Genomic DNA, 26,156 nt, shown 5'->3' with positions numbered 1-26,156 from the left:
GGCGGCGCGGCGGGAGCGGCCGGGGCGGCCGGGGCGGGCGGGGCCCTGGGCGCCGCGCAGGCGGCGGCGAGGAGGGCGGCGGCGATCGAGGGGATTCGGGTTCGGGTCATCTGCGCTCCTCCAGCTTCACCTTCGCGGTCCGGCGCTCCGCCCCGTGCGCCCACTCGAGCTCGACCTCGTCGCCCGGGCGGTGCGAACGGAGGGCGAACGCGAGGTCCTGCAGGCTCAGCACCTTCGTCGTGCCCAGCCGCAGGAGGACATCGCCCTCGCCGAGGCCGGCCCGCTCGGCGGGGCTGCCCGGGCGCACGCCGGTGAGCGCCACGCCCGGCTCGGCCCGCTCGGCGAAGTCCGGGATCGCGCCGAGGTAGGTGCCGTAGCTCCGCTCCCCGCGCTCGCGCGGGGGCGGCGCCGCCGCGCGGACGACCTCCAGCCGCCCGTCGCGCTCGGCGGCCTCGCGCGCGGCGCGATAGGCGAGCCGCGCCACCGCGGCGAGCCCGCCAGCGTCGATCTTGTCCGCGGTGTCGGACGGGCGGTGGTAGTCGGCGTGCGGCCCGGTGAAGAGGAACAGGACCGGGACGCCCCGCGCGAAGAAGCTCGTGTGATCCGAGGGGCCGTACCCGTCGCCGCCGCCGAACGCGATCCGGAGCGGCAGGCGCGGCGCGCGCCCGCCGAGCGCCTCCACGAGCTCCCGCAGCCCCTTCGCCGTGCCCGCGCCGTCGACGTAGACCTTCCCTCCGCGCGGGCGGCCGACCATGTCGAGGTTCACCATGAGCTGCATCTTCTCGACGGGGCACCGCGCCGGCGGTGCCTCACGAGCTCGGAGGAGCCGAGGATGCCGAGCTCCTCCGCGGCGAACGCGGCGAAGAGGACCGTGCGCCTCGGCGGGCCCTCGGCGGCGAACGCGCGGGCGACGGCGAGGAGCGCTGCGACCCCGCTCGCGTTGTCGTCCGCGCCGGGGTGGATCGTGCCGAGCCGGTCGGGGGCGAGCGAGGCGTCGCCGCCGAGGCCGAGGTGATCGTGGTGCGCGCCCACCACGACGCACTCGTCCGCCACCGCGGGATCGCGGCCGGGGAGGATCGCGACGACGTTGGCGGTCGCGGCGCGCTCGTGGAGCACCTCCACCGAGAGGCGCGCGTGGATCCCGAGCGGCCGGGAGTGGGGCCTCCCGTCCGCACCGCCCGGCGCGGCCAGCGCGGGCACGTCGATGCCCGCGCGGGCGAGGGCCGCCGCCGTGACCCGTGCGGCGACGACGCCGGCCCGCGAGGCCACCTGCCCGCGCCAGGGCGGGAGGTCGTCCGGAGCCTCGTGGGCCCACACGTCGCGCACGCCGAGGAGCCCCACCGCGCCGTGGTCGCGCGCGTTCATCGCCTTGTAGCGCCACTCGGAGAAGCGGTACTGGCGCGGGTCGCGGAACGGCGAGGCCGGGTCGGACTCGCGCGGGAAGTCCTGCGCGACGAGGACGATCTTCCCCTTCACGTCGAGGCCGGCGTAGTCGTCGTACCCGAGGTCGAGCGCGGTGATGCCATGTCCCGCGAAGACGACCTCCGCCTCGACCGCGCCGTCGTCGCTGAAGCCGAAGGGGAGGAAGTCCTCGCCGAGCGCGAGCGGCGCCTCGCCGATCGCGAGCGCGTTCCGGGCCTCGAGCGTGGCGCGGAAGGGCGCCTGGAACTCCTGGAGGTAGCCGCCGCCCAGCGCGGGCGCGAGGCCCGCCTCGCGGAACCGCTCGGCGATCCAGCGGGCCGCCTCGTCGCCGCCCGCCGTTCCCACGCCGCGCCCCTCGCGCGCGGGATCGGCGAGCCAGGCCACCTCCGCGAGCGCGCGGGCGGGGTCGATCGCCGGCTCCGGCGCGGCGTGGCCCGCGCCGCGGTGGCTGCAGGCGGCCAGGGCGAGCGCGAGCGGGGCGAGCCTCCGGAGCGGGCGCATGCGTCGCCCCATAGACGGCCGGCGCGCTCCGGGCAGCGTGGAGGCCGGGGCGCACCCGGGCGAGCCGCCGCGCCCCCCAGCGCGGGCGCGCGCGAGTTGCCGGGCGGCGGGGGGAGGGGTATGGAGGGCGCCCGAATGCGCCCCGCGAACCGCGTCCCCCGAAGCGCTCCCGCTCCGAAGCCCGGCCCCCGCGACCCCCACCGCCTCTACGAGCGCGCGGTCCAGGACCCGGACGCGGACATCGCCATCATCGAGCGGGTCCTCCGCGGACGCCGTCCGGCGCAGCGGCTCCGGGAGGACTTCAGCGGCACGGCGGCGCTCGCCGCGAGGTGGGTGGAGAAGGGGCCACGGCGGACGGCGGTCGCGGTCGATCTCGAGCCCTCCGTGCACGCGTGGGCCCGGACCTACCGGGTCCCCGCGCTCGGGGCCGCGGCCTCGCGGCTCGACCTCGTCACCGGCGACGTCCGCGAGCCGAACGGCGAGGGGTTCGACGCGGTCGTCGCCCTCAACTTCAGCTACGCGGTGTTCCGCACGCGCGAGGCGCTCGGCGGGTACCTGCGCTCCGCGCTGGGCGCGCTCGCGCCGGGTGGCGCCCTCGTGCTCGACGCCTTCGGCGGGTGGGACGCGCAGCGGGCGCTCGTCGAGCGCAGGCGGATCGGGCGCGGCGTGACCTACGTATGGGAGCAGGAGGGGTTCGATCCCATCACGCACCGGATCCGCTGCACCATCCACTTCGAGCTCGCGGGAGGCCGGCCGATGCGCCGCGCGTTCCAGTACGACTGGCGGCTCTGGAGCCTCCCCGAGCTGACGGAGCTCCTCCGCGAGGCGGGGTTCGACGCGATCGAGGTGCTGTGGGACGCGGGGCCCGGCGCGGCGGCTCGCTACCTGCCGCGCGGCAGCGCGCGGAACCAGGCCGGGTGGATCGCCTACGTGGTGGGCCGCCGGCCTCTGGGCTGACGCGCGGCGAGGCGGCCTTCACTCCGCCGCGGTCGGCTGCTTGCGGAGGATCACGAGCGCCACGACGAGCACCACGATGAGCACGGTGAGGAGCCCGAGCTCCGACATCACCTGCCGGAACAGCTTGTCGTCGGGCCGGGTCTGCGCGCCGAACTCTGCGGTGATGACGAGGATCCGGCGGACCGCGGCGATGAGGGCGACGAGCAGGAACGGCTCCGGCACGAGGGTGTGCTCGCGGAACGACACCTGCACCGTGTAGAGCAGCTCGACCACCATCAGGGCGAGCAGGATCCGGTCGAGCAGCGTCACGATCGCGCGGACGTCCACGCCCCCGAACACCGCGTGGACGAGATCGATCCCGCCGTGGATGACGATCGCGGCGGCGCTCAGCGCGAGGAGCACGCCGAGCGCGACGTACACCACGTCCTGGGCCCGCGTGAACGCGGTCGAGATGAAGCCGCGCGTCCGGCTTCGGGGCTCGCGCTCCAAGGATCACCCTCCCGCGCCGCCTCGCGCGCTCGCCGGATCCATACCAGCACCGAGCTCTCCCGGGCGGGCCCCAGGCGTGGCCGGGAGCCTTCGGAGCGCGGGCGCGCCCCGCGGGGCGTGCCGGCCGGAGCGTGAATGCTCGTCGAGTTGACGGATCGTGATCATGCGTCCGAGCGGGCGAGCGCGCGTACGGGCGCCGGCCGACCGGCGCTTGGCGGGGGGACCTCCGGGGCGCGTCGCCTGCGCGAGGGCGCCGGCGTACGCTGGTCGCGGCGCGAGAGCTCCGGCGGCGCGTCAGCGCAGGCAGGGCCGGGAGGGCCGGCGATGCAGCGGATGACGGCGGGCGATGCGGCCTGGTACCGCATGGATCGGCCGAGGAACGAGGTCGACGTCGTCGCGCTCCTCTCGTTCCGAGGTCCGGTCGAGCTCGCGCGCGTCCGGCGGCTCGTCGAGGAGCGGCTGCTCGCGGTCGAGCGCTTCCGGCAGCGACCCGTGCCCTGCTTCCTGGGCGCGCCGGGCTGGGAGCCGGATCCCGGGTTCTCGCTCCGGCGACACCTCCTCCCGGTGGAGATCGCGCCCGGCACGCTCCCCGACTTCATCGGCGAGGTGGCCTCGTCCTCGCTCGACCCGGCGCACCCGCTCTGGCGCGTCCACGTCGTGCGGGAGCGCGGGCGCGGCGGGGCGATCGTCGCGAAGCTCCACCACGCGCTCGGCGACGGGTTCGCGCTCGTGGCGCTGCTCCTCGCCCTCGCGGACGAGCACGCCGCCGAGGAGGCCCCGCGCGCCCATGTCGAGCCGGTGCACGCGGGGCACCCGTGGCTCGGGAGCGCGCAGCTCGCCGCCGCGCGCGATGCCGCCGCGTTCGGGATCACGCTCGCGCGGCTCGCCGCGATGTCGAGCGATCCGCCGGCCCTCTCCGCGGTGGAGCTCTCCGGCGTGCGCAGGGTGGCGTGGTCCGAGGACGTCCCCCTCGACGCGATCCGCGAGGCAGGCCGCCGCCGGAGCGCCACGGTGAACGACGTCGTGGTGGCCGCCATCGCCGGCGCGCTCCGGTCGCTGCTCGCGGCGCGTGGGGCGCCCTTGCGCCCGGTGCGCGCGTTCATCCCGGTGAACTTCCGGCCGGCCCGCCCGGATCTCGGCACCGACGCCTCGCTGGGGAATCGCTTCGGGCTCGTCTTCCTCGATCTGCCCATCGAGCTCGCGGCGCCCGCCGCGCGGCTCGAGGCGGTCCGCGCGCGCGTCGCCGCGCTCCGCGCAGGGGCGGGCGCCCTCGTGGCCCACGACGTGCTCGCGCTCGCGGGCTACGCGCCGGACGTGGTGCAGCACGCGCTCACGCGCTTCTTCGCGCGGAAGGCCTCGCTCGTGCTCACCAACCTCCCGGGGCCGAGGGCGCCCGTCCACCTCGCCGGCCGGCCGCTGGCGAGCGCAATGTTCTGGGTGCCGCACCCCGCGAACCTCGGGCTCGGCGTGAGCGTCCTGAGCTACGCGGGCGAGGTGCGGGTCGGGGTGCGCTCCGACGCGGCGGTCCTCGCCGAGCCCGCGGAGCTGGTCGCCCGGATCGAGTCGGAGGCGGCGGCGCTCGGCGTGCGCCGGAGCCCGCGCTCCGTCGGTCGGCGCCGGACCGCAGGGCGGCGAGCCGGGTGACGCCGTGGTCGGCCGGTGATCGGCTCCCGCCTCGCCCTGGCCCACCGCGACCTCGTGACGGGGCCTCGTGAAGACACGCGAGGCCGCCCCGGCGGAGCGGCCTCGACGGTTCGCCTCGATGCGGGCCCTATCTCGGGGGCGGCGAGACGCGGCAGCAAGTGCAGATCGAGGGATCCACGGCGTCGCAGATCCACAGGTCACCCTGGCCCCAGAAGTGCCAGTCGACCTCCACAGCACGGCCATTGCCCCCGCCATTGTTGCCGGCCATCTTCTGGACGGCCGGATCCTTGCCATTCGCCTCGGTGTACTTGACGTGCGTGCCGTCGGCGAACGTCCCGAACTCGAAGCCGGTGCCGCCGTCCTCCGCCGGCTCTGCGCCACCGAAGCCGGCGGGACACCCATCGAAGCAGCGGAGGTCATGCCCGTCCGACGAGTTGAGCTCGAAGAAGCCGTCGGGATTCTGGCCGCTGTTGGGGTTCGTGCCGGGCTCGGTCTTGTAGCCCGCGGGCGGGATGATCACGGCGGGCGGGTTCCAGGACTCCGGGCAGCTCGGCGGCAGATGCGCGGCCGCCAGGCTCGGAATGGTCAAGACGATGGCGCCGCCCACCGCCGCGAGCAGCGTGCCCGCGCGCTGCCAGTACTTCGCCGAATGAGAAGTCACGCCTCCATGCAGAGTCATCCCCGGACCTCCTCCGAGCTCGAGGGCGGACCGCCATGGCCCGTCGACCTCGGAACATCTATGCGTCCGGCACCTCCACGGAAGATCCCTTCTCCGTCACGATGTGTTGGCCGGAAGTGAGGTCCCCTCGCGGGCCCACACGACCGGTCGAGCCATGAGCGACGTATCCGCGGCCACTGAACCCGAACGACGTCGAGGGATCGAGCTCACATCCCCGCGGGAGCGGGTGCCGGAGCGGGGGCGAGAGCCTCACCCGGCGCGAGGACGATCTCGATGCGTCGGTTCTGGCTGCGCCCCTCGGGCGTGTCGTTCGGGGCGATGGGCTGGTACTCGCCGTAGCCGGCGGCGGCGAGGCGCGTCGGCTCGACGCCCGCCTCCTGCAGGAACCTCACGACCGCGAGGGCGCGCGCGACCGACAGATCCCAGTTCGACACGAACCCGCCCCGGCCGAGCGGAACGTTGTCGGTGTGCCCCTCGACGCGGATGACCTTGCCGTCGACGCCGCGCAGCACCTCCGCGACCGCGGCGAGCGCGCCCTTGCCCGGCTTGCCGAGCGTCGCGGAGCCCGACGAGAAGAGGATCTTGTCCTTCATCTTGACCGTCATCTTGCCGCGGAGCTCGGTGAGCTCGACGCGGCCGGCGTCGATCTCGCCGCGCAGCGCGTTCGCCATCTTCTCGTACTCCGAGCTCTTCTTCTCCAGCTCCGCCTTGACGGTCTCGAGCTTGCTCTTGGACGTGGAGAGCTCGTTCACCCGCGCCTCGAGCGTGCCGCGCGATGTCGAGAGCTCGGCGACCTGCGCCTGGAGCGCCCGGGCCTCCTCGCTCCGCTTCTCGAGCTCGCCGTTGGTCCGCGCGAGCGCGGCCTCGAGCTCCGCCCCGTGCGCCCGGAGCTCGTCGGCCTCGGCGGCCTTGTTGCGGAACTTCCCCGCCGAGACGCAGGCGGACGTGAGCCCGACGAGGGCGACGACGACGACGGTGCGCATCACGGACCTCCAGTGAAGGGGAGAGCAGCATTGTACTGAGGCCGAGGGACACGCAAAGGAGGGCGTTCGGCTCCGATGTGCGCAGAGGACGCTCGGCCCGGAATCCCCGAGTGCGCACGGTCGCCGAGCGCGCGAGGCGGAGCCGTGCCGGCGAGGGAAGGCCTCGCCGTCGCCGCCCTTCGGCGGGCGGGGTGCGCTAATCTGCCGCTGGGCACGCGCGCAGGGTTCGCGCTCGCGCCGCGGAGGCGCCCGTGGCGATCCAGCAGCAGGCGGCGATCTCGGCCGAGGTGCTGGGGCTCCTGTTCGCCCGCGCCGGAGTCGGGCTCTGCTTCGTCGCGCCCAACCTGACGGTGCTGCGCGCGAACGCGGAGTGGCTGCGCTGGAGCGGGTACGCCGCCGAGCGCATCGAGGGGGAGGACATCCTCGCGGTGTTCCCCGACACGCGCGAGCTGGCCCTCTCGTTCTACGAGCGCGTCCAGCGCGGCGAGACCGTGAGCGTCCCGCGGCATGGAGAGCGGGTGCTCGGCCGCGAGGTCTGGTGGGAGGGGCAGCTCTCGCCGGTGCCGATGGAGACGGGCACCGGCATCCTGTTCACGATGCGTGACGCCGCCGAGCAGCGACAGGCGCCGGCGGGCCTCGACGCGGAGACCCGGCGCCTCGACGAGATCGCGGAGGAGCAGCGCGCGCTCCGGGATCAGCTCGCCAAGGTCGCGGCGAGCGTGCCCGGTGTCGTCTGCTCCTACCGGCTCCGGCCCGACGGCACCGCGTGCATGCCGTTCACCACCCCGGCGGCCGAGGACCTCTACGGGATCCCGCGGGAGGTGCTCGCGGAGGACTTCGGCCCGCTCATGGCGAACGTGCACCCGGAGGACCGGCAGCGCGTGGTCGAGGTCCTCGGGGAGGCCGCGCGCGCGAGGTCGCGCTGGCACGACGTGTTCCGCTACCGGCACCCGGCGAAGGGAGTGCGCTGGCTCGAGGGCTGGTCGGTGCCGGCCGCGGAGCCGGACGGGAGCCTCATCTGGCACGGCTACGTCATGGACGTCACCGAGCGCAAGCGCGCGGAGGAGGCGCTGCGCGAGGCCGATCGGCTCAAGACCGAGTTCCTCGGCGTCCTCTCGCACGAGCTGCGCAACCCCCTCGCCCCCATCCGCAACAGCATCTACCTCCTCGAGCGCGCGCCGCCGGGCAGCGAAAAGGCGGCGCGAGCGAAGGAGGTCATCCGCCGGCAGACGGAGCACCTCACGCGGCTCGTGGACGACCTGCTCGACGTGACGCGCATCTCGCGCGGGAAGATCGAGCTGCAGCGCTCGCGCGTCGACCTGCGCGAGGTGGTGGCGCGGACCTGCGACGACCACCGGACGCTCTTCGACGGACGTCACATCGAGCTGCGGGTCGAGCTCGCCGGCCCGGTGTGGATCGAGGCGGACGCCACGCGGATCGCGCAGGTCGTCGGGAACCTGCTCCAGAACGCCGCGAAGTTCAGCCGGGAGGGCGGGGCGGTGGCGGTGGCGGTGGGCGTCGCCACCGAGGGCGGGCGGGCCGAGATCCGCGTGCGCGACGACGGCGTCGGCGTCCCCGCCGAGCTCCTGCCGCGCATCTTCGAGCCGTTCGTGCAGGCGGACGAGGGGCTCGCCCGGACGCGCGGCGGCCTCGGCCTCGGGCTCGCGCTCGTGAGGGGGCTCGTCGAGCTGCACGGGGGCGGCGTGCGCGCGGACAGCGAGGGCGCCGGCCGAGGGTCGGAGTTCGTCGTGACGCTTCCGGTGGCGCCCGGTCCGCCGGAGCCCCCGCTGCACCCCGCGGTGCGGGCGAACGTGCGGAGCGTCGACATCCTCGTCATCGAGGACAACGTGGACGCGGCGCAGACCATCGCCGAGGTGCTGCAGATGGAGGGTCACCGCGTGCACGTCGCGACCGACGGCCTGTCGGGGATCGCGAAGGCGCGCGAGCTCAGGCCGGAGCTCGTCCTCTGCGACATCGGCCTCCCCGACGTGGACGGGTACGAGGTCGCCCGCGAGCTGCGCGCGGACGCGTCGCTCCGCGGGATGCGCCTCATCGCCCTCAGCGGCTACGCGCAGCCGGAGGACAAGGCGCGCGCGAAGGAGGCCGGCTTCGAGGCACACCTCGGGAAGCCGGCGCACCTCGACGAGCTGACCGCGCTCGTCGCGCGGCGGGGCTGATCGCGCCGTCCGCTCGCGAGCGCCCGGCTATCCCCGCCAGAACGGCGGGCCGAACGGCCACTGGTGGAGGTACCGCGCGGCGCCGAGGGCGAGCGCGGCGGCGGCGGCGGCGAGCCAGAGCAGGCGGCGCCGGCGCTTCGCCTCGTCGTCCGCGTACGGGTCGTCGAGCGTCCGGCGCGCATTGGCGGGCAGCGCCGCCCGGTCGGTCAGCGCGGTCCCGAGCGGCAGGTTGATCCGCACGCGGCCGTTCACCGCCCAGCCGTTGGCGTCGAGGATGGGACCGAGCGTCCGGTGCCGGAGCTTGAGCCAGGAGATGAGCACCGACGGGCCCGAGACGACGAGGACCATCGCCGCCACGGCGATGACCTTCGCCCACCAGGGCTGGAGGTCCATGAACCCGGTCACGAACCCGCCGAGCAGCGTGCCGAGGGCGCCGATGCCGACGCCGAGGGCGGCGATGATGCCGACCATCTTGCCGATGTCGACGGGCGGGGGCGGGGCGGCCTTCTCCCCGATGGCGGCGTCGGCCACGTGCGTCGCCGTCGCCTGGACGTGCTCGTCCGCGGCCTTCTGCTTCGCGTGGGCGAAGCGCGCGACCTGCTCCTCGATGAATCGCAGCGCCTTCTTGTACGGGGCCCAGAACGCCTGGCGGATGCTGATCGGGTTCTCGACGATCTTCACGATCGTCGCGTCCCAGTCCCGGCCCTTGCGGTCGTAGAACACGCCGTTGCGGCCCACCATGAGGTAGTCCGAGTCACCCTGCGTGAAGCAGGCGACGATCTTCATCGCCTCGCCGGCGGGACGGCGGCAGTCGCAGTAGGCGAGGTACATCCGCGACAGCGAGGCGATCGAGGCGTGCGCGCCGGGGTCGTCCACCCGGATGCAGAGCTCGCAGCTGCGCGCGTCGAGGAAGAGCGTCCCGGCCTGGAACACCGCGGGGCGGAGCGGGTCGTAGAAGTCCGCGAACGACACGAAGTTCTTGAGCAGCGTCCCGAGATCCCGGCTGTAGTGGACGAGGCGGACGACGTCGCCGATGGCTGCCGCCTCGGCGGCGCGGGCCTCGTCCTCCGCGAGCAGCGCGTCGACGCGAGCCCGGCCCGCAGCGACGATCTCGCGGACCCGGGCGATCCCGAGCGGCTCGACCTTCGCGCCGGCCTTCGTCCCGAGCCACCTCTCGTGGGGCGCGAAGCGCGCGACGAGGTCCGTCCACTCCTCGAGCGTGAGCGCGTCCTTGCCCGCCCCGTGGAGCGGGACGACCGCGTCGCGCCGGAGGGCGGCCATCGCCGCCGCCCAGGCCGGGTTCACGCCCGCCGCGAGCGGGAGCGCCCGTCCGGGCTCGACGCGGGCAAGGGGGAACGCGGCCACCTCGGCCCCGGCGGCGGCGAGGTCCTTCGCCGCGAGGGCGGCGAACTCGGGCTCGGTCCGGTTCAGGGCGAGCGCGGAGCGCGGCTCCATGGCGGCGAGGCCGCAGCGGACGAAGAAGTCGTCCACCTTCGCGCGCACCGCCTGGACCGCCGCGTGCGCGGCCGCCGTGCGCTCGCCGAGCGCCATCACGTCCGCGCTCGCCTCGCCGCGGCGCCAGAACTCCGCGTACGCCCCCGCCTCCGCGTAGAACGCGTCCACCCGGGCCCGATCGACGCCGAGCTTTCCGCTCCGGTCCGCGAGGCCGCCCATCGTGGCGAGGACGTCGAGGAGCGTCTGGCGCGTCTCGGCGTCCGGCGCCGACTCGGGCGGCACCACGCCGTCGCCGTTGAAGAGCGTGTGCTCGAACACCTTCGTCGTGTCCGCCACGTCCACGGCGCGGATCGCCGTCGCGTCCGCACGGCCGACGTGCGCGAGCAGTTGCCGGGCCGCGCCGAGGGCGGCCTTCCCCTCGGGGGTGTCGTCCCGGAGCGCGTCGAGCGCGAGCGCGTCGGCGCCGAAGAGGATGAGCCCCACGTCGCGCAGCCGCTCCGCGCAGAAGCGGATCGCGGCGAGGATCTCGGGCGCCCGGACCCGCCCGTCCCGGTCGAGGTCGAGGAGATCGAGGGTGCGGGGGTCGAGCTCGAGCCCGCGGGTCGGGCAGGAGAGGGCGATCCAGAGCTTCTGGTCGAGCCCCTCGAGCGCGAGGAGATCTGCGCCGCTCTCGAGCGCGAGCTGATCGAGGCCGCCGGCGCGGTGGAACCTGAGGCGGTGGTTGCGCCCGGCGGACGGAGCGGCGTCGGGACGGTCGGCCGGAGCCTGGGAGAGCTCGGCGGCGGGGGTCGCTTGGCGCATGGACGCGAACTTACCGCGACCGCCGGCGGGCGGCCATGGGGCGACCGAGGGAGCGTGGGTCCGGTCGCCGCGCCGAGATCGAAGGTTCACGGCGTTTACGGCCGCCGCAGTGACGCCGGCAGGCGGCGGGGCTCAGCCGAGAGGGGCCGAGCGTCCGTGCGGGCGCGCGTGTACGCGGCGCTCCGGGGCCAGGCGCCTCCCGGAACGCGTGGGCGACCGCGTTTCGAAGTGGGCGCCCACGTCGAGTGGACCCACAGTCTCGCTCCACGGGCGATAACCGATCGCTCGGCGGAGCATCAGTCTTCACCGAGCCCGAGGCACGCGCCGCATCGTGCTTCTCGAACGCGGCGAGTGAACGCGCCTCGGCGGGAGGAATCCATGAAGGAGCAGCTCCGCATCTCGAAGCCGTCGAGCTTCCGGGTCGCGCTGGTGGCGTGCGTTCTCTCTCTCTCCGCCGGCACGGCCGGCCGCGCTGCGCCTCCCGGGAACGAGGCGCAGGGAGGGCTCTACGTGCAGCGGAACCTGGTCTCGGACGGCGCCATCTCTGCCGAGCACGTCGACTCGAACCTGGTGAACGCCTGGGGCATCACGCATCGGGGCGCGAGCCCGTGGTGGGTCTCCGACAACGGGGCAGGCGTGTCGACGCTCTACGACGGCGAAGGGATCGCTCAGTTCGGGACTCCGCCGTTCGTGGTGAGCATCGCCGGCGCGAACGGCGGCTCCGGCGCTCCCACCGGCGTGGTCGGCAACCTCGGGTCGAGCTTCGTGGTCTCGAGCGGCGGCGACCAGGGCCCGGCGTTCTTCATCTTCGCGAGCGAGGACGGGACGATCAGCGGCTGGAATCCGAACGTGCCCAAGCCGGTGGCGCCGGCCACGCGCTCCACGACGACGGTGGTGATGGTGGACGAGTCGTCGCGCGGCGCCGTGTTCAAGGGACTCACCCTCGTCGGCGACCGGCTCTACGCCACCGACTTCCACAACGGCGTGGTCCGGGTGTTCGACGACAAGTTCGCGCTCGTCCCCGACTCGGGCTTCCTCGACCCGAGCCTCCCCGCCGGCTACGCGCCCTTCGGCATCCGGGCGATCGGGGGAACGATCTACGTCACGTATGCGCTCCAGGACGCGGACAGGCACGACGACGTCCCTGGCAAGCACCACGGCTTCGTGAACGCCTTCACCCCGGACGGCGAGCTCCTCGGTCGCGTCGCGTCGGGAGGGAAGCTCGACTCTCCGTGGGGCCTCGCGCTGGCTCCCGCCTCCGGGTTCGGCCGGTTCGGAGGCAAGCTCCTCGTCGGAAACTTCGGCGACGGGCACATCGTCGGCTTCTCGCTCGACGGCAGGGACTCCTCGGAGGGCGGTGGCGCCTACCTCACCGGCAGGGGGGGCCGGATCACCATCGACGGCCTGTGGGGCATCGACTTCGGCAACGGTGCCGCGGCCGGGCCGGTGAACACGCTCTTCTTCGCCGCCGGGCCGAACGGCGAGTCCGACGGCCTCTTCGGCCGCATCGACTTCGCCGGGGGTGGCGACTAGTCCGGGCGCGCGACGCACATCCGCCCACCGGTTCTTCACCCGGGGAGCAAGCTCGGCGCTCGCTCCCCGGGTACACTCTCCCTCCCGAATCCGGGAGGGAGAATGACGATCGTCCGCCTCGCAGCGCCCGCCGCACTCGCCCTCGTGCTCACCGCCTGCTCGAGCAGCGGCGGTGGCGGGGGGACGCCCGGCCCGGGCTGCGCGCTGCCACCCGCGACCGCGCTGACCGTCGTCGAGGCGATCCCGGCCCAGGGCGCGACCGGGGTCTCCATCCACGCCTCGGTCAGCCTGCGGTTCAACACCTGCATCGACCCGTCGTCGATCGGGGCCATCTCGTTCCAGCGCGGCGCCGGGCCGGTCGCGTTCCACGTCGCGTACGACCCCGTGACGGCGACGCTCACCCTCGTCCCCGACGCTCCGCTCGACTACTCGACGACGTACTACGTCTCGATCCTCCCGACGCTCCGCGGCGTCCGGGGCGAAGCCTCGACCGGCTGGGCCGGGAGCTTCCGGACGCGCGCCACCCCCGAGCTCATCCCGCCCGCGACCACCGCCACGCCGGCGGGCGGCCGGTACAACCACGCGCTCGACGTCACGCTCGCCTGCGCCGACGATCCGGGCGGCACCGGCTGCGCGGGCACCTACTACACGACGGACGGGAGGGCCCCGGGCCTCTCGTCGGCGCGCTACGTCGGGCCGCTCGCGATCACCACCACGACGACGCTCCGCTTCGCCTCGGTCGACGGGGAGGGGAACTGGGAGTCGCCCCGGAGCGAGAGCTACGTCATCGACGTCGATCCGCCTGGCGTCGCGTCGGTGTTCCCGCCGGACGGGGCGACGGGGGTCGCGCTCGACGCGGTCCCCGCCGTCACCTTCGACGAGGCGATGGACGCCGCGACGCTCGGCTCGAGCCGGATCGCCTTCGTGCCCCGGGTCGACACCCTCTCCGCCTACGACCCGGCGACCTTCACCGCGAGCTACCTGCCCGACGGACTCCTCGACTGCGCCACCACCTACACGGTGAGCTACGACGGCGGCGCCCGGGACGTCGCCGGGAACGCGCTCCCCGGTCCCTTCACCTGGAGCTTCACCACCGACGGCGACTGCGCGGAGCCCGTCACCACCGCGAACGTGCAGGACGGCGTGTACGCCGCCCCCCAGGCCGTGACCCTCACCTGCGACGACGGCGCGGGCTCGGGGTGCGCCCGCATCGTCTACACGACCGACGGCTCGGTCCCGACCCGCTCGCACGGGACGGTCGTGGAGGGCACGAGCGCCGGCCCGATCGCGATCGGTGAGGGCGACACCGTGCTCCGGTTCTTCGGCGTGGATCGGGCCGGGAACCGGGAGCCGGTGCGGGAGGAGCGGTACGCGGTGTCCTCGACGGGCTTCACCTACGTCGCGACGAGCGGTGGCCTCGCGCGCGGTGCGGGTCCGGTCCCCGCGCGCTTCGTGACGATCCCGACCTATGGCCCGACGTACGGGTTCTTCCGCGACCCCACGAACGGCAGGCTCTGGCGGGCGACATCGCGGGGCGTCGCCTTCTCGGACGACGACATCTCCTGGACCGAGGGCGCCGCCCTGGTCGACTCGTATAGCAGCCGGCTCGCGGCGTCCTCGGTCTGGGCGCACGGGAGCCTCGTGCTGGCGGGAACGCACGAAGGGCTCTACCGCTCGCACGACGGCGGGCTCTCGTGGCAGATCGCGCTCCGGGTCACCTCGGGCTACGACGTCGCCCAGGTGCTGGACGTCGACGGCGCCGGGAAGGACGTCTTCGTCGCGACGACGCTCGGGCTCGCGACCTCGCACGACGGCAGCAGGTCCTTCACCTGGCGAGGCTTCGGGACCCGCTACGACGACGTGGACTTCGACGCGGCGACCGGGCAGGTGTACGCGGCGTCGTCGGCCGGGCTCGAGCACTCGACCGACCGCGGCGAGACCTTCTCGACCTGGACCACCGCGACCACGCCGGCGCTGCCGTCGAGCGAGGTGCGCTCGGTCGCGGTCACCGCCCAGTACGTCCACGTCGCCACCGCCGCGGGCTACGTCCGGATGGACCGCGGCCCCACCGGCGCGCCCACCTCGGCGCGCACGCTCGCGAGGCCGTGCGCGAACGGCGACACCTCCGTGCTCGAGGTCGCGGTCTCGGGCGCGAGCGTCTACCTCGTCACCGGTGAGCGCTTCGTCACGGGCTCCACCGACGCCTTCTGCGTCTCGACGGACCAGGGGACCTCCTTCGCGCCGAGGTGGTTCGTGGCGGCGGATCGCCCGAACGAGGTCGCCTCGACCGTCCACACGGAGGGCGCTCGGGTCTACGTCGGCTACCCGCCGGGCTGGTACCTGTCCACGGACGGCGGTGCGTCCTTCGCGCAGATGGAGCTGCCGGTAGGGGTCGCGGACGTCGCCAGCTCGGGGGGGAAGGTTCTCGCCGCGACGAGCGACGGGCTCGCCGTCTCTTCGGACGGTTTCCGGAGCTTCACCCTCCGCACGACGGCCCACGGGCTCCGCGACCGCGACGTGCGCGACCTCGCCGTCGCCGGGAGCACGGTCTACGCGGCGACGTCCTGGGGCCTCTCCGTCTCGACCGACGGCGGGATGACGTTCACCGTGCCGTACACGACGTTCGTGAACCCGCCGCAGTGCGTCGCGGCCGAGGGGAGCACCGTCTTCGCGGGCGCGTCGACGGCCCTGTACCGCTCGCCGGACTCGGGCAAGAGCTACACGCGACAGCTGCCGGGGGCGGGCTCGAGCGACTGGCTCAACGCGACGGCGGCGGTGGCGGTGCGGGGCTCCACCGTCGTCCTCGCCGAGTCGTCCACGGTCTGGGTCTCCAGCGACGGCGGCACGACGTTCACCGAGCGCGGCAGCGCGGCCGGGCTCGTGCCGCCGCCGGGCTCCTACCTCTCACTCTACGACGTGGCGGTCTCGCCGGCGGGCGCGATCTGGATCGCGTCGAACGCCGGCGCGCACGTCTCCACGGACGGTGGCGTCACGTTCACGCAGCCGGCGAGCATGCCTGCCGGGGTCTACGTCAAGTCGGTCGACGCGGAGGCCGGCGCGCCCCTGTACTTCGGCGCGGGTTCCGGGCTCGGGATCTCGACGGACGGCGGCGCCACGGTGACGTGGCGAACGGAGGGGCTCTCCTTTCCGCGCACCGCCGTCTACGTTCCGTGAAGCGGAGAGGGACTCGAGGCCTCACCGCGGGGATCCCTCCGCGGGACCAGGACGAGGGCGCCGCGTCCGCGCTCGTGACTCCGCGAGCGGGCTCGTCGCTCAGCGCGCGAGGAGCCCCTTCACCGCGGCGTAATCCTGCTCGTGCACCGCGCCGACCCGGACGCAGCGGAGCCAGCCCGCTCCGTCCACGAGCGCGTGGACCGGGATCATCGCGTCCCGCTCCACTCCGAGCGAGTCGAGCAGCGGCCCGAGGTCTCCCTCGGAGCGGAGCCAGGCCAGCCGGCCCGGCAGCCCCTTCGCGCGCCAGGCGAGGAGCTCCTTCTCCCGGTCCGGGGCGTCCACGCTGACGAGCTCGAGGCGGACCTCCACGCCGTCGCGCGCGAACCCGTCCCGCCAGCGACGGAGCAGCTCCAGCTCGTCGACGCACGGCGTACACCAGGTGGCCCAGAGGTTGACCCACGTCCAGGCCTTCCCGGTCGCGCCGTCCTGGCCGCCGCCGGCGTTCGAGCCGGGCAGCGGCCGGAGCGGGGGAGTCGCGTAGCGGCGGGCGCCCTCGCCGCCGGCGGGATAGCTGCGCTCGCAGAAAGAGGCCTGCGTCTCCGCGGCGGAGGCAGCCTGCTTCCGCACGCCGGCGAAGCGCTCCGGGACGGCCTCCTCTGGAGCGCCCGGGCGCTCCCGGCAGCCGGGCGCGAGCGCGAGGGAGAGGAGTGCGGCGGCCGCGAGCGCGCGCCGGTCAGATGGCACAGTCGATCCAGGCGATGAAGGCGCTGCGGTTGATGTCGGAGCGGGTGCAGGTCCCGGAGCGGGACCGCTCCCAGCTGCAGAACTCGGTCGGCAGCTGCGCGAACTCCTCGCCCAGCCACAGGAGGCCCACCTGCTTCCTGAGATCCTCGTCGTGGAACGTCGCGTCGAGGTGGTCCAGGACGGCCTTCGCGCGGTCGCGGCTCAGCGCCTCGTTGTACTGCTCGTCGCCGTCGGGGCTGGCGCGCGAGACGACGAAGAAGAAGCTGGCGCCGCGCTGATCGCTCCACGCCTTCTCCACGAGGGCGCGAGCGGCGGGATCGAGCTCCGCCCGCGTGGCGTCGAACTGGACGATGTGCGCGCGGCGCGCGAGCGGCTGGAAGATCGCGTTGAAGTCGCTGCCGGACAGCGCGGCGATCTTCCTCGCCTGGAGGGGCTGGCAGCCGCGTCCACCGCCGCCGCCGCCGTCGAGCAGCCCGCACGCCCCCGCCACGCGGCGGACGATCGCCTTCAGCTCCGGCGTGCAGTAGGCGTCGTTCGACACGCTCGCCGTCGCGACCTCGCGGGCGGCGCCCTGCGTGGCGTCGAGCCGCGCCTGGGCGGACCGGGCCCAGGAGACGACGAGCCCCACCGGGATCGCGAGCGCCGCGACGAGCAGGATCCAGCGCCTGGAGGTGTCGTTCATCGCTCGGTCTCCTCGTGCGAGGGCTTCGGGGACATGGCCGGCGCCTCGGCGTCGGACGGGGGTGGGGTCGGCTCGGGCGTGGGCTCCGCGCGCGCCTCGTCCGGCACGGCCTCCACCGGGCTCGGCGCGGGCGGGGGATCCGCCACCCCGCCCGCCGCGGTCGGCTCCGCCGCCGCGCGGGCGGCAGGCGTCCGCGTCCCGGTCGCGACCTCCTCGGGCGGCTTCACGGTCGCGCTCGCCTGCAGGTCCGCGCGCGCCGGCGGGGGCGGAGGGCGCGGCGGCTCGGCGGCGCGCCTCAGCGCGCGCTCCTGCGCGGCCTCGGGCGAGAGCATGCGGCCGAGCGTGTACTCGAGGCCGAGGTCGGTGTCCTCGTCGCACATCCTGCGGTCGCCCACGAACAGCTGAGGCGTCAGCACCGGGATCGCGTTCGCGACCGCCCAGCGCAGGCTCTTCGTGAGCTTGCTCCTCACGAGGGCGCCGCCCAGGCAGCCTGCGACCGCGGGGAACTCCCGCTCGATCTCGACCCGCAGCGCGGCCTCGTCGCGGGCGCCGAGCTCGCGGAGCTCCGTCTGGCGGGCGAAGGCCCACCGGAGCACGGCTCCCGCGGCGGCCGCGTTCTTCGGCCCGGGGCCGACGCCCGCGGCGCAGAGGACCGCCTCGCTGACCGCGCAGGCGCCGGGGTGGATCGCCTCCGTCACCATCCAGTTGCACTTCGAGTCGAGCGGGAACAGCACGCCCGCGAGCTCGAGGCGCTCGCCGAGCGAGCTCGCCGCGAGCCGCGCGTCGAAGGCCTTGCAGGACGCGCAGAGCGGATCGAGCACCTCGATCGAAGGGGTCCCGCCTGCGCTCGAGGTGAGCGGGATCATCACCCCGGCGCTGTCCTCGGCGTGGACGAGGGATCCGCACCCCAGCATGGAGGTGCGGGGATCCGGCCTCGGCACGAAGGCGACGTAGGCCAGCGTCACCGCGGCGACGAGCGCGGTGCCCTCCAGCAGCGCCGGCACGAACCGCGCCTCGCCCGGCGCTGCGCGCAGCGCGCGGTGCGCGAGGAGCGCGCCCGCGAAGCAGAGCGCGCTCGCGGAGTAGATGCCGATGCAGACCTTGCAGACCGCGTCCAGCACGTAGATCGACACCGCGCCGAACAGGATGGACATCGCGACCGGCAGCGCGGCCGCCGCGAGCAGCACCTTCGTGTCGCCGGAGGAGGCCCGCCGCCGCCACAGCATGAGGGCGGTCCGGTAGGCCAGGAACGCGAAGACCGCCAGCGCCCAGACGCTCACCGGCACTCCGCCCCACAGGCGCTCGCGGAGGAACGAGCTGTACGGGCTCATCATCACCGTCCTGCAGCCGCTCGCCGAGATGTCCTTCGCGGCCCCAGGCAGGAACGAGCAGTGGATGGCGTGCACCTGCCGATCGAGGTGCTGCATGAAGTCGCTCGTGCTGAGCGCGGCGAACAGCGCGCCGAGGAGGGCTCCCACGAGCGCGAGGGCGACGGCCGCGCTCGGGAAGGGGGCCCGCCGTGGCGGAGGCGCGTGACCTCCGCGCGGCCCTTCGAGCCCAGGCGGCTCGCCGTGCAGGTGCTCCGTGAACGCCGGGTCGTGCGTGGTCATTTGGATCACAAAGCAAGCTACGGTCGGGTCGGTCAAGGGCCGCCGCTGCGCGGTTCTGCTCCCAAGGCACACAGGAGCCGGCACCGAGCGTGCACGGCCGCTTCTCCTCGATGTACGCCCAGGAACACATCGAGTCGCCGAGCGCTGCCGCTCTACAGTCGCGATCGTGCGGCGACGACGCGTTGCAGCCGGCCCTTCGCCAGGATCGCGGGTGTCCTGGCTCGTTTCACCCCTCGTCCTGACGATCCTCGGCGGATGCCTGTGCGCGCCGCCGCCGCCGCCCGTCCCGGTCCGCGCGCCCGCGCCTCCCGAGCCCGCGCCCGCAGCGGACGTCGAGCAACGCGCGACCCCGGAAGACGCGACGGCGCAGGAGTGCGACGCCCCTGTCCCGGTGCTCGAGCAGGGCCGGCAGGTCGGGAGCGCCTGCCCTGCGGACGCGCGGCGGCAGGGCCTCACGCTGCTGGACCTGTCCGACGACTGGGTGCCGCTGCTGTTCCGGGATCCAGAGAACCTGGTGCAGCTGCCGCAGCCGTACCGCGCGACCTACGTCGCGCTCGCGAACGAAGAGTTCCCGTCCGGGCCCGACGGGGAGCGGGCGCGCCGCGACGCGTTCCTGGAGCTCTACGGGATCTTTCCGAGCTTTCGTGTGCTGTCGGCCCGCCTCCTCGACGAGGAGCGCCACCTCTGCCACGCCGCGGTCGACGGGATTGCGATCCAGGCGCTCGAGGGGTCGCCGCGGCCGTCCGCGGCAGCCAGCGCGGCCGACGTGAAGGGCGCGCTCGCGGCGCTCGAGCAGCGGCTCCAGTGCGAGCGGCTCCTGCCCCCCGCGAGGCGGACGCCGCGATGGCGGTTGCAGGAGGCGCTCGAGGCCTACCAGCGCAAGCACACCATCGTCTCCCGCGGCGCGCTCGATCCCGAGACGCGCCGGGCGCTCGCGGAGGACAGCCGCGAGCTGGACTTCAGGGCGCTGCTGCGGTCCCTGCGCGCGCGCGTGGTCGACGCCACGGGCCTCATCGAGGACGGCAGCGCGGCGGCGGCGCGCGGCGCCGTCCTGTCGCGGCGCATCGATGGGGACGCGTTCTTCCCCGCCGACCCGTACGACGCGCTGGAGGCCGGGGCGCCGGACCTGGTGTCTCCGGCGACGGAGGCGGCGGCGCAGGCCCTGGGGTGGACCGATCCCGCCGCGGCCGCTGGGTTCTTTCGCGTGCGCGGGCTCGGCGCCACGCGCCGGCTCGTCGTCGCCGTGCGGCTTCCACCCGTCCCCGCGTACCACGCCGAGCACATGGAGCTGCGGGCGGAGATCGATCGCGGGGACGTCTGGTACGAGCTCCCGACGTGGCGCGGGAGGATCGCGCACCGGCCCACGCTCACGCTCTACGCACGCACGGGCGACGGGGAGGAGATCGCGCTCGTCCGCTGGCCGACCACCATCGGAGGATGGAAGAAGGAGGTGGGGCCCCGGGGGCGGGTCGGGCTCCGCTACAAGAACTCCGACGTGGGCAAGCGGCTGTGGCGCTTCGTCGTGGCGTCGCCGGCGTGGCTGCCGCCGCCGCAGACCCCGGCCCGCGCGCTGGTGCACCGGGCGCAGGGATCGAAGAGATGGTTGCCCGAGACCGACCTCCTCGGTCCGGGCTACGCGTCCGCGTACGGGCTGGTGATGCTCCCGCATCTCCGGCCGGTGGAGGCCGCGGACGCCACGCTCTGGTACGACAACGGCATCCGAACCCACGGCTCCGTGAACTATCAGTCAATCCTGGGCAGCGAGAGCCACGGCTGTCACCGCCTGTTCAATCACGCCGCGGTGCAGCTCGCGTCGTTCCTGCTACAGCACCGCGAGCACGTCCGCCACGGCCTCATCACCCGACCCTTCGTGCACGAGTTCACCTGGCGCGGCATGAAGCTCAGGCACCCGATCCCGCACCGTGGCTACCGCTGGGAGCTGACGCCTCCCGTGGAGGTGGAGGTGCTCGAGGGGACGGTGCGCGGCAAGATCCGCCGCGTGCCGCAGCGCCTCGTGAGCCTGAGCCGGCCCCGGCCGAAGGTGCAGGCTCCCGGGGCGGCGCCGCCGGCCGTCCCCGTCGACGCCGCGGACCCCGCGGTACCCTGAGGGCCGTGGCCGCTTGCGTCGATCTTCCCCGGCTCGTGCTGCGACGATGAGCGGCCGGGCGGACCAAAGACCGCTCGCCCTGAGCCCGTGTGAAGGGCGAGCGGTGAGCGGGGTCGACTCGAGCGATCAGCGCCCTGATGCGCGAGCCCTCAGCCGCGGTTCACGCGGATGCGCCGCGGCAGGACCACCCGGTCCACGCCGCACGCGGCCGCGTGGCGCTCGAGGCACGCGAGCAGCGCGGCGCGGTCGAGCTCGCCGCCGGGCTCCGCCCAGACCGCGCGGATCCGGAGCGCGCCCCGTGCGAGGGCGCCGTCCAGCCGCCCGACGAGCGCGTCGCCGCGGAGGAGCGGGCAGACGTACCAGCCGAACCGGCGCAGGTGGGCCGGCCGGTAGACCTCCCAGCTGTACTCGAAGCCGAACGCCGCGCTGACGAGGGCGCGATCCCAGATGAGCGGGTCGAGCGGGCCGAGGAGCCGGATCCTGCCGTCGGGAGCCGGGTGACGGCGTTCGGCGAACCCGCGCGGAGCGAGGTACGTGCGCGTCGAGCCCAGCACGTGGACCTCCTCGATGGCGCCCTCCGCGAGGAGCGCCTCGGGGATCCCCGCCCGGCGGGCAGGATCGAGCATCGACCAGGTCGCGCCTCCGGCGCGGGAGAGGAGCCCGGCGGCCTCGACGCGCTCGAGGAGCGCCCAGCGCCGGAAGGCCTCCACGCGATCCTCCGTGGTCCGGTCCGACGGGTGGACGCGCGCGCGGGCCGCTGCCGGCAGGGCGCGCTCCGGCACGTCGTAGAGCTTTCCGCTCGGACCGCGCCCGGAGACCACGACCTCGCAGCGCGTCTGGAGCACCTCGAGCGCCATCTTGGCGGCGCGCGGCGTGCCGCGCCAGCCGCTCCAGTCGAGCGGCTCGACGCGCCCGTGATCGGCGAGGTCGTCGGCGGCGACCGGCCCGCGCTCGCGGACCTCGTCGAGCACCTTCTCGACCACACCGGCGGGAAGCCGGCGCAGCCGCTCGGCGTGCGACCACCACGGCGCCTCGATCGCGAGCTCGGCCCGGTACCAGGGAAACGCGCTCGCCGGCAGCAGGCAGCGCTCCTTCGCGAAGTGCTCGAACGCGTGGCCGGGCAGGAGGTGGCGGTAGACGTCGCCCTTGGCGATCCCGTCCATGCGGGCGAGCGCCACGAGGTCGGCGTTCGTGCCGAGCGGATCGAGCGGATCGAGCTGGATGCAGCGGAGCCGCGCGAGGAGCGCGCGGACTCCCGCGGGGCCCTGCGGCAGCTCGGGCGCCGCGAGGGCGTGGTGGCCGACGAGGAACGCCCGGGCCTCGGCCGGCGTGAGCGCGGTCGCCGAGGGGCCCGGGCGAGCGCGCCGGGGCGCGGAGGCGGGCATGGCGACGTCTTATCGCCTGGGCCGGCGGCGGGCCAGCCCGGCGACGGCGACCCGCGCCTCGGCCGCGTGCTCTCCCTGGGCCGGAGCCTCGCGAGCCCGAGCCTCGCGCTTCGCCCCGCGAGCGCGCGCCTTCTCCTGCTCGTGCTCGCGGGTCCTCACGGTCGTGCGGGCCTGGAGCGAGCCGAGGAGTCGCTCCGTGCTCGAGGCGATCTCGATCACGGCCCGCTCGAACGTCCCGGCGTCTGCCGCCGACGGTTCCCGGAGACCGCTCACCTTCCGCACGTACTGGAGGGCGGCGGCGCGGACCTCCTCGGCCGTCGTGGGCGGCTCGAAGTGGTAGAGGACGCGGATGTTGCGGCACATGGGCTCCTCCGAGGCACGCCCCTGTCGTAATCCCCGGTCCGCTCGGGTTCACCTCGTTCCTGCACGTCGACGCTCGACGCGCGGACCCGCGAGGCGCTCGTCCTGGCCGGGGGAGGGATGCCGAGGGGCGCGCAGCGCTACGGCACGCAGACCGCGGGCATCGTGCAGAGCGCCTGCGCGGTCGCGAGCATGCAGATGTCAGGACCTTGCCCGGGGCAGACCGGCGCCGAGAAGTCGCCCTGGAGCGAGCTCCCGTCCTGGAAGGTGAGGGACACGTGTCCGGTGACGGTCGACCCGGTGACCTGGTCGAGCCGGAGCGTGCCTCCCTGCACCGAAGGGCTCGGCGTGCCCGCGCAGGTCGGGGCTGCGCCCGTCGCGAGGGACTCGGCGAACGCGACCGTGAGGAGGCCCGTTCCGTCCGGGACGGCCGTCGTGGCGCTCCCGTACACCGTGTACGTCCCGGCCTTCAGCGGGGGCTCCGCGCCCGACGGATCGAGCTTCGCGAAGAGCAGGGTGACGTTCTGTGCATCAGCGTGGAGCCTGCACTGGCTCGTCGCGTAGTCGCCGCAGGCGTCGGCGTAGGACGCGAAGTCGATCGCGAGCGCCTTGACGCCGACGGCGCCGAGCACCGGCACCGTGCAGGGCGTCGTGCCGGTCCCGGCCGGGATCGCCCTCACCTCGCGGGGAGTGAAGGAGCGGCCGCCGATCGTGCCGGAGAGGCCGCCGCCGCCGTCGCTGGAGCTGCCGCCGCACGCCAGCAGGAACGCCGAGACGAGGAAGAGCTTGCGCATGGATCACCTCTCGAGGGCGAGCACGTCGCGTCGCGATCCGGCGCGCCGGTCGGAAATGTACGGGCTGCGGCGGAAACCGCCAGGGCTCACGGGAGACCGAGGCATTCGGCCACGGAGGGTGACGGAGGCGTCTCCGGGCTCACCCGTGCGGTGCCGCCGCCCTGGATCGAGACGACGTAGACCCCTCCGCTGGCGGTCCCGTTCGAGATCTGGATCGCATCGGCGGGGTTGCCGGCGCCGCCGTAGTCGATCGTGCCGGTGATGGGGGTGGCGGCCGAGCCGTCCGGCGAGAGCGGCTGGAGGGCGAAGGTCAGCACGCCCGACATGTGGCCGTCGCCTCCCGAGTTGGCGTCGGTGACCTGCGGCCCGTCCACCCGGGCGCCGCCGAGATCCTCGAACGCGGAGTAACGGATGGTGGTCGTGTTGTGCGTGAAGCCGCTCTGGGACACCCGCAGGCTCCCGGCGACCGTCCCGACGTAGGTCTCGGCCCGCTGGTACTGGGTCATTCCGGGCCCGCCGAACCCGATGATGCGGACCTCGGAGCTGCGGATGCCGAGGTTCGCGATCTGGAACGCGCAGGCGGCGTCGCGCGCCGTCCCCGTGCCGAGGCGGGCGAGCGCGCCGCCGAACGCGGCGTACGTCCCGGAGAGCGCGACGTCCCCGGCGAGGACGAGCCGGTCGCCGTCCGGGGTGACCCTGAGCTGGATCGTGCGCCGCTCGTCCGTGCGCCACGCTCCGCGCCGGCTGAGGAGCGACGTGGACCGCTCGTCCGGGAGCGTGTACTGCCGCTCGACGCGCAGCGTCGCGATCCCGTCGGTCCCGACCTCCGTCCACGTCCCCTGGAGCGTCATCGCCGAGGTGCCGCTCGAGATCGGCATCTGCATCGAGGTGAACGCGAACGGGGCCGAGCCGTCGCTCGAGGGCGTCCCCACGAGGAGGACCCGGACCTCCGGCCCGACGGCGGCGATCCAGGTGTCCCCGGCCACACGCGCGGTGACGTCGAGCTTCTGCGCGACCTCGGCGTACGGGCCGCAGGCGCCGAGGGCGAGGGCGAGCAGGGCCACCGCCGAGCGGGACCGGAAGCGGCCAGCCGGAGTCACCGGGAGACCCCCAGGCCGAGGACGAACCCTGTACTGAACGTGAAGCCATGCGCCAGGTCGTCCGCTCGTAGCGGGTCGTACAGGTCGTACGCCGCGGCGCAGTACGCGCCGATCGTGATGGGCTGCGAGAAGCCGTGGTCGCCCCGTCTCCACCGCAGGACCGCTCCTCCGCCGACGCCGAGCGGCAGGGCGGAGAAGTCGCGGTAGCCGGGCTTGCCCGGGAGGTAGACCAGGGTCCCGTGCAGCCCGGGGCCGGCCTCCGCCTCGAGATCGGGGCGCACCGACCAGCGCCACTGCCAGCCGAGGAGGAGGTCTCCCCCGGACCGGCGCCGGTAGTAGTCGCCGGTCGCGTACACGCGGCCGTCCTGGCGCGCCTGGAGCGGGAGGAGCGCGAACACGTGGACGAACGGGCCGCGGGCCCCGAGCGACCCGAGGTAGCCGACGCTCCCGGAGAGGAAGGTGTACTGGCTCCCTTCCTCGCTGAAGAAGGTGGTCGCGTGAGGTCCGACGGCGAGCGCGTGGCGCGATCCGTCGTGCTCTCCGAGGGGCTCGTCGGCGTCACGCCCCGCGGCAGCCGCCTCCGCGACGGCGGGGGCGGCCGCGCCGAGCGCTCCCGCCAGCGCGAGGGCGAGGGTGCCGGACGCGCCGCCCCTCCTCACCGGCCTGCCTCCGCGTACGCCTGTCGCGCGGCGGAGAGCGCCTTCGCGTCGAGCGCCTCGAAGCGCGACATCCGGATCCCGGCGAGCGCCTCCGCGCCCGCGGGATCCGCCGCGAGCGCCTGGAGCGCGGCGCGGACCTTCGCCCAGCGCGCCGGCGGCATGCGCCTGTCCGCCGTGGCGACGATCCCCACCGGCAGCGGGGGAGAGCGTGCGATGACCTCCAGCTCCGACGCGAGCGGGAGGCTCGGGAGCGCCGCAGCCTGGGTGCCGTCGAGGAGGACGGCGACGGGCTCTCCCGCCGCCGCGCGCCGCAGCGCCGACAGCACCGCGGCCGACTGCACGATCCGCACGCTCGCGGGCAGCCGGCCCCAGGCGCCGAGCGCCGGTCCGCTCACGAACCCCGGCGAGAACCCGGCGGCGGACAGGATGGTGAAGCCGTCGAGGGCCGCGGGGGTCGCGCCCCGCCCCTTCTTGACCACCAGGCTCCAGCGCTCGAGCCCCGCTCCGCCCTGCGGGACCGGCTGGAGCTCGGCCCGGAGCGCGAGCGCCTTCTCGTGCTTCAGGAAGAACGGCAGGGACACGATCGCCGCCGCGGCGTCGCCGGCGCGCAGGCGCGCGATCCCGCCGTCCTCGGTCGGCGTGTACGTCGCGCCGAGCCCGCCGGCCGGGAGCCCCGCCTTCGCGGCGAGCGCGGCGGCGAAGGCGTCCATCGCGCCCCGCGCCTCCTCGGTCGTCCCGGGCGACCCTGGCGCGCAGACGACGATCACCGGCGCAGGCGCCGCCGCCAGCGCGGTCGCGCCGGCGACGGAGGCCGCGAGCGCAGCCGCCAGGTACCCGTGACGTCCGAAGCTCACGCCGTGAACCTAGCGCACCTGCACGGGGCGAGCCGGGGCCCAAGAG

Annotated in this window: 21 protein-coding genes; 6 read left to right on the top strand and 15 right to left on the bottom strand. The window is 74.7% G+C overall.

Going from position 1 to position 26,156, the window contains the following annotated elements:
- Window positions 1–106 precede the first annotated feature (106 nt).
- Both MNY62_RS25550 and MNY62_RS09225 read right to left on the bottom strand, forming a co-directional pair.
- The gene (locus MNY62_RS25550) at window positions 107–769 is read right to left on the bottom strand and encodes a M28 family peptidase (protein WP_279426345.1); all 663 of its coding nucleotides are present in this window, start codon (window positions 767–769) and stop codon (window positions 107–109) included.
- Complete coding sequence (locus tag MNY62_RS09225) at window positions 763–1,923, bottom strand: M20/M25/M40 family metallo-hydrolase (RefSeq protein WP_279426344.1); 1,161 nt, start codon at window positions 1,921–1,923, stop codon at window positions 763–765. The genes MNY62_RS25550 and MNY62_RS09225 overlap by 7 nt, the downstream gene beginning before the upstream one ends.
- Window positions 1,924–2,058: 135 nt before the next feature.
- Here MNY62_RS09225 and MNY62_RS09220 point away from each other — a divergent pair, with 135 nt between their 5' ends.
- Window positions 2,059–2,880 carry an SAM-dependent methyltransferase gene (locus tag MNY62_RS09220; RefSeq protein ID WP_242343861.1) on the top strand — a complete coding sequence of 274 codons (822 nt, stop codon included), beginning with the start codon at window positions 2,059–2,061 and terminating at the stop codon, window positions 2,878–2,880.
- 18 nt (window positions 2,881–2,898) lie between these two features.
- Here MNY62_RS09220 and MNY62_RS09215 read toward each other — a convergent pair whose 3' ends face one another.
- Entirely contained in the window at window positions 2,899–3,369 is a 471-nt protein-coding gene (locus MNY62_RS09215) for a phosphate-starvation-inducible PsiE family protein (protein WP_242343860.1), read from the bottom strand.
- Window positions 3,370–3,693: 324 nt separating this feature from the next.
- On the opposite strand from MNY62_RS09215, the gene MNY62_RS09210 reads away from it, so the two are divergent.
- Window positions 3,694–5,013: a WS/DGAT domain-containing protein gene (locus tag MNY62_RS09210; protein WP_242343859.1), complete on the top strand. Its 1,320-nt coding sequence runs from the start codon at window positions 3,694–3,696 to the stop codon at window positions 5,011–5,013.
- 127 nt (window positions 5,014–5,140) lie between these two features.
- Here the strand turns inward: MNY62_RS09210 and MNY62_RS09205 are convergent, their stop codons facing one another.
- Together MNY62_RS09205 and MNY62_RS09200 are read right to left on the bottom strand one after the other, a co-directional pair.
- The gene (locus tag MNY62_RS09205) at window positions 5,141–5,674 is read right to left on the bottom strand and encodes a hypothetical protein (RefSeq protein ID WP_242343858.1); all 534 of its coding nucleotides are present in this window, start codon (window positions 5,672–5,674) and stop codon (window positions 5,141–5,143) included.
- A gap of 224 nt (window positions 5,675–5,898) precedes the next feature.
- Window positions 5,899–6,675: an OmpA family protein gene (locus tag MNY62_RS09200; RefSeq protein ID WP_242343857.1), complete on the bottom strand. Its 777-nt coding sequence runs from the start codon at window positions 6,673–6,675 to the stop codon at window positions 5,899–5,901.
- 251 nt (window positions 6,676–6,926) lie between these two features.
- Between MNY62_RS09200 and MNY62_RS09195 the strand changes: the two genes are divergently transcribed.
- Entirely contained in the window at window positions 6,927–8,852 is a 1,926-nt protein-coding gene (locus MNY62_RS09195; protein ID WP_242343856.1) for a hybrid sensor histidine kinase/response regulator, read from the top strand.
- Between the two features lie 27 nt (window positions 8,853–8,879).
- Here the strand turns inward: MNY62_RS09195 and MNY62_RS09190 are convergent, their stop codons facing one another.
- Window positions 8,880–11,108, bottom strand: a complete 2,229-nt coding sequence (locus tag MNY62_RS09190) for a hypothetical protein (protein ID WP_242343855.1) — start codon at window positions 11,106–11,108, stop codon at window positions 8,880–8,882.
- A gap of 378 nt (window positions 11,109–11,486) precedes the next feature.
- On the opposite strand from MNY62_RS09190, the gene MNY62_RS09185 reads away from it, so the two are divergent.
- The gene (locus MNY62_RS09185; protein WP_242343854.1) at window positions 11,487–12,641 is read left to right on the top strand and encodes a TIGR03118 family protein; all 1,155 of its coding nucleotides are present in this window, start codon (window positions 11,487–11,489) and stop codon (window positions 12,639–12,641) included.
- 102 nt (window positions 12,642–12,743) lie between these two features.
- A complete protein-coding gene (locus MNY62_RS09180; protein WP_242343853.1) occupies window positions 12,744–15,815 on the top strand; it encodes an Ig-like domain-containing protein in 3,072 nt (1,023 codons plus the stop codon).
- Window positions 15,816–15,914: 99 nt separating this feature from the next.
- On the opposite strand, the gene MNY62_RS09175 is transcribed toward MNY62_RS09180, so the two are convergent.
- From MNY62_RS09175 to MNY62_RS09165, 3 genes are read right to left on the bottom strand one after another with little or no spacing between them, the layout of a single operon-like run.
- A complete protein-coding gene (locus MNY62_RS09175) occupies window positions 15,915–16,559 on the bottom strand; it encodes a TlpA family protein disulfide reductase (RefSeq protein WP_242343852.1) in 645 nt (214 codons plus the stop codon).
- On the bottom strand, window positions 16,549–17,241 hold the full coding sequence (locus MNY62_RS09170; RefSeq protein ID WP_242343851.1) for an OmpA family protein: 693 nt from the start codon (window positions 17,239–17,241) through the stop codon (window positions 16,549–16,551). Before MNY62_RS09170 ends, MNY62_RS09175 begins: the two co-directional genes overlap by 11 nt.
- Window positions 17,238–18,851, bottom strand: coding sequence for a vitamin K epoxide reductase/DsbA family protein (locus MNY62_RS09165; protein WP_242343850.1), 1,614 nt, complete (start codon window positions 18,849–18,851; stop codon window positions 17,238–17,240). Before MNY62_RS09165 ends, MNY62_RS09170 begins: the two co-directional genes overlap by 4 nt.
- Before the next feature lie 211 nt (window positions 18,852–19,062).
- Between MNY62_RS09165 and MNY62_RS09160 the strand changes: the two genes are divergently transcribed.
- A complete protein-coding gene (locus tag MNY62_RS09160; RefSeq protein WP_242343849.1) occupies window positions 19,063–20,958 on the top strand; it encodes a L,D-transpeptidase family protein in 1,896 nt (631 codons plus the stop codon).
- A 149-nt stretch (window positions 20,959–21,107) separates the two neighbouring features.
- On the opposite strand, the gene MNY62_RS09155 is transcribed toward MNY62_RS09160, so the two are convergent.
- The 6 genes from MNY62_RS09155 to MNY62_RS09130 all read right to left on the bottom strand — a co-directional run bounded on the left by MNY62_RS09155 (window position 21,108) and on the right by MNY62_RS09130 (window position 26,110).
- On the bottom strand, window positions 21,108–22,343 hold the full coding sequence (locus MNY62_RS09155; protein WP_242343848.1) for a DNA glycosylase AlkZ-like family protein: 1,236 nt from the start codon (window positions 22,341–22,343) through the stop codon (window positions 21,108–21,110).
- 9 nt (window positions 22,344–22,352) lie between these two features.
- Entirely contained in the window at window positions 22,353–22,706 is a 354-nt protein-coding gene (locus MNY62_RS09150; protein WP_242343847.1) for a DUF2277 domain-containing protein, read from the bottom strand.
- 137 nt (window positions 22,707–22,843) lie between these two features.
- Window positions 22,844–23,497, bottom strand: coding sequence for a hypothetical protein (locus MNY62_RS09145; protein WP_242343846.1), 654 nt, complete (start codon window positions 23,495–23,497; stop codon window positions 22,844–22,846).
- An 86-nt stretch (window positions 23,498–23,583) separates the two neighbouring features.
- On the bottom strand, window positions 23,584–24,597 hold the full coding sequence (locus tag MNY62_RS09140; protein WP_242343845.1) for a hypothetical protein: 1,014 nt from the start codon (window positions 24,595–24,597) through the stop codon (window positions 23,584–23,586).
- Window positions 24,594–25,256 carry a hypothetical protein gene (locus MNY62_RS09135; protein WP_242343844.1) on the bottom strand — a complete coding sequence of 221 codons (663 nt, stop codon included), beginning with the start codon at window positions 25,254–25,256 and terminating at the stop codon, window positions 24,594–24,596. Before MNY62_RS09135 ends, MNY62_RS09140 begins: the two co-directional genes overlap by 4 nt.
- Complete coding sequence (locus MNY62_RS09130) at window positions 25,253–26,110, bottom strand: phosphate/phosphite/phosphonate ABC transporter substrate-binding protein (protein ID WP_242343843.1); 858 nt, start codon at window positions 26,108–26,110, stop codon at window positions 25,253–25,255. The genes MNY62_RS09135 and MNY62_RS09130 overlap by 4 nt, the downstream gene beginning before the upstream one ends.
- Window positions 26,111–26,156 lie beyond the last annotated feature (46 nt).

Origin of the sequence: Anaeromyxobacter terrae (assembly GCF_022690685.1) — a bacterium.
Classification (GTDB): domain Bacteria; phylum Myxococcota; class Myxococcia; order Myxococcales; family Anaeromyxobacteraceae; genus Anaeromyxobacter; species Anaeromyxobacter terrae.
The sequence above is the reverse complement of the archived record's forward strand: the minus strand, read 5'-3'. Positions and strand labels throughout refer to the sequence as shown.

Excerpts from the sequence above, each read along its gene's own strand:
- MNY62_RS09170 (WP_242343851.1), bottom strand. The coding sequence starts at position 17,241 with ATGAACGACACCTCCAGGCGCTGGATCCTGCTCGTCGCGGCGCTCGCG.
- MNY62_RS09185 (WP_242343854.1), top strand. The coding sequence starts at position 11,487 with ATGAAGGAGCAGCTCCGCATCTCGAAGCCGTCGAGCTTCCGGGTCGCG.
- MNY62_RS09210 (WP_242343859.1), top strand. The coding sequence starts at position 3,694 with ATGCAGCGGATGACGGCGGGCGATGCGGCCTGGTACCGCATGGATCGG.
- MNY62_RS09200 (WP_242343857.1), bottom strand. The coding sequence starts at position 6,675 with ATGCGCACCGTCGTCGTCGTCGCCCTCGTCGGGCTCACGTCCGCCTGC.
- MNY62_RS09155 (WP_242343848.1), bottom strand. The coding sequence starts at position 22,343 with ATGCCCGCCTCCGCGCCCCGGCGCGCTCGCCCGGGCCCCTCGGCGACC.
- MNY62_RS25550 (WP_279426345.1), bottom strand. The coding sequence starts at position 769 with ATGGTGAACCTCGACATGGTCGGCCGCCCGCGCGGAGGGAAGGTCTAC.
- MNY62_RS09180 (WP_242343853.1), top strand. The coding sequence starts at position 12,744 with ATGACGATCGTCCGCCTCGCAGCGCCCGCCGCACTCGCCCTCGTGCTC.
- MNY62_RS09165 (WP_242343850.1), bottom strand. The coding sequence starts at position 18,851 with ATGACCACGCACGACCCGGCGTTCACGGAGCACCTGCACGGCGAGCCG.
- MNY62_RS09150 (WP_242343847.1), bottom strand. The coding sequence starts at position 22,706 with ATGTGCCGCAACATCCGCGTCCTCTACCACTTCGAGCCGCCCACGACG.
- MNY62_RS09145 (WP_242343846.1), bottom strand. The coding sequence starts at position 23,497 with ATGCGCAAGCTCTTCCTCGTCTCGGCGTTCCTGCTGGCGTGCGGCGGC.
- MNY62_RS09190 (WP_242343855.1), bottom strand. The coding sequence starts at position 11,108 with ATGCGCCAAGCGACCCCCGCCGCCGAGCTCTCCCAGGCTCCGGCCGAC.
- MNY62_RS09220 (WP_242343861.1), top strand. The coding sequence starts at position 2,059 with ATGCGCCCCGCGAACCGCGTCCCCCGAAGCGCTCCCGCTCCGAAGCCC.
- MNY62_RS09225 (WP_279426344.1), bottom strand. The coding sequence starts at position 1,923 with ATGCGCCCGCTCCGGAGGCTCGCCCCGCTCGCGCTCGCCCTGGCCGCC.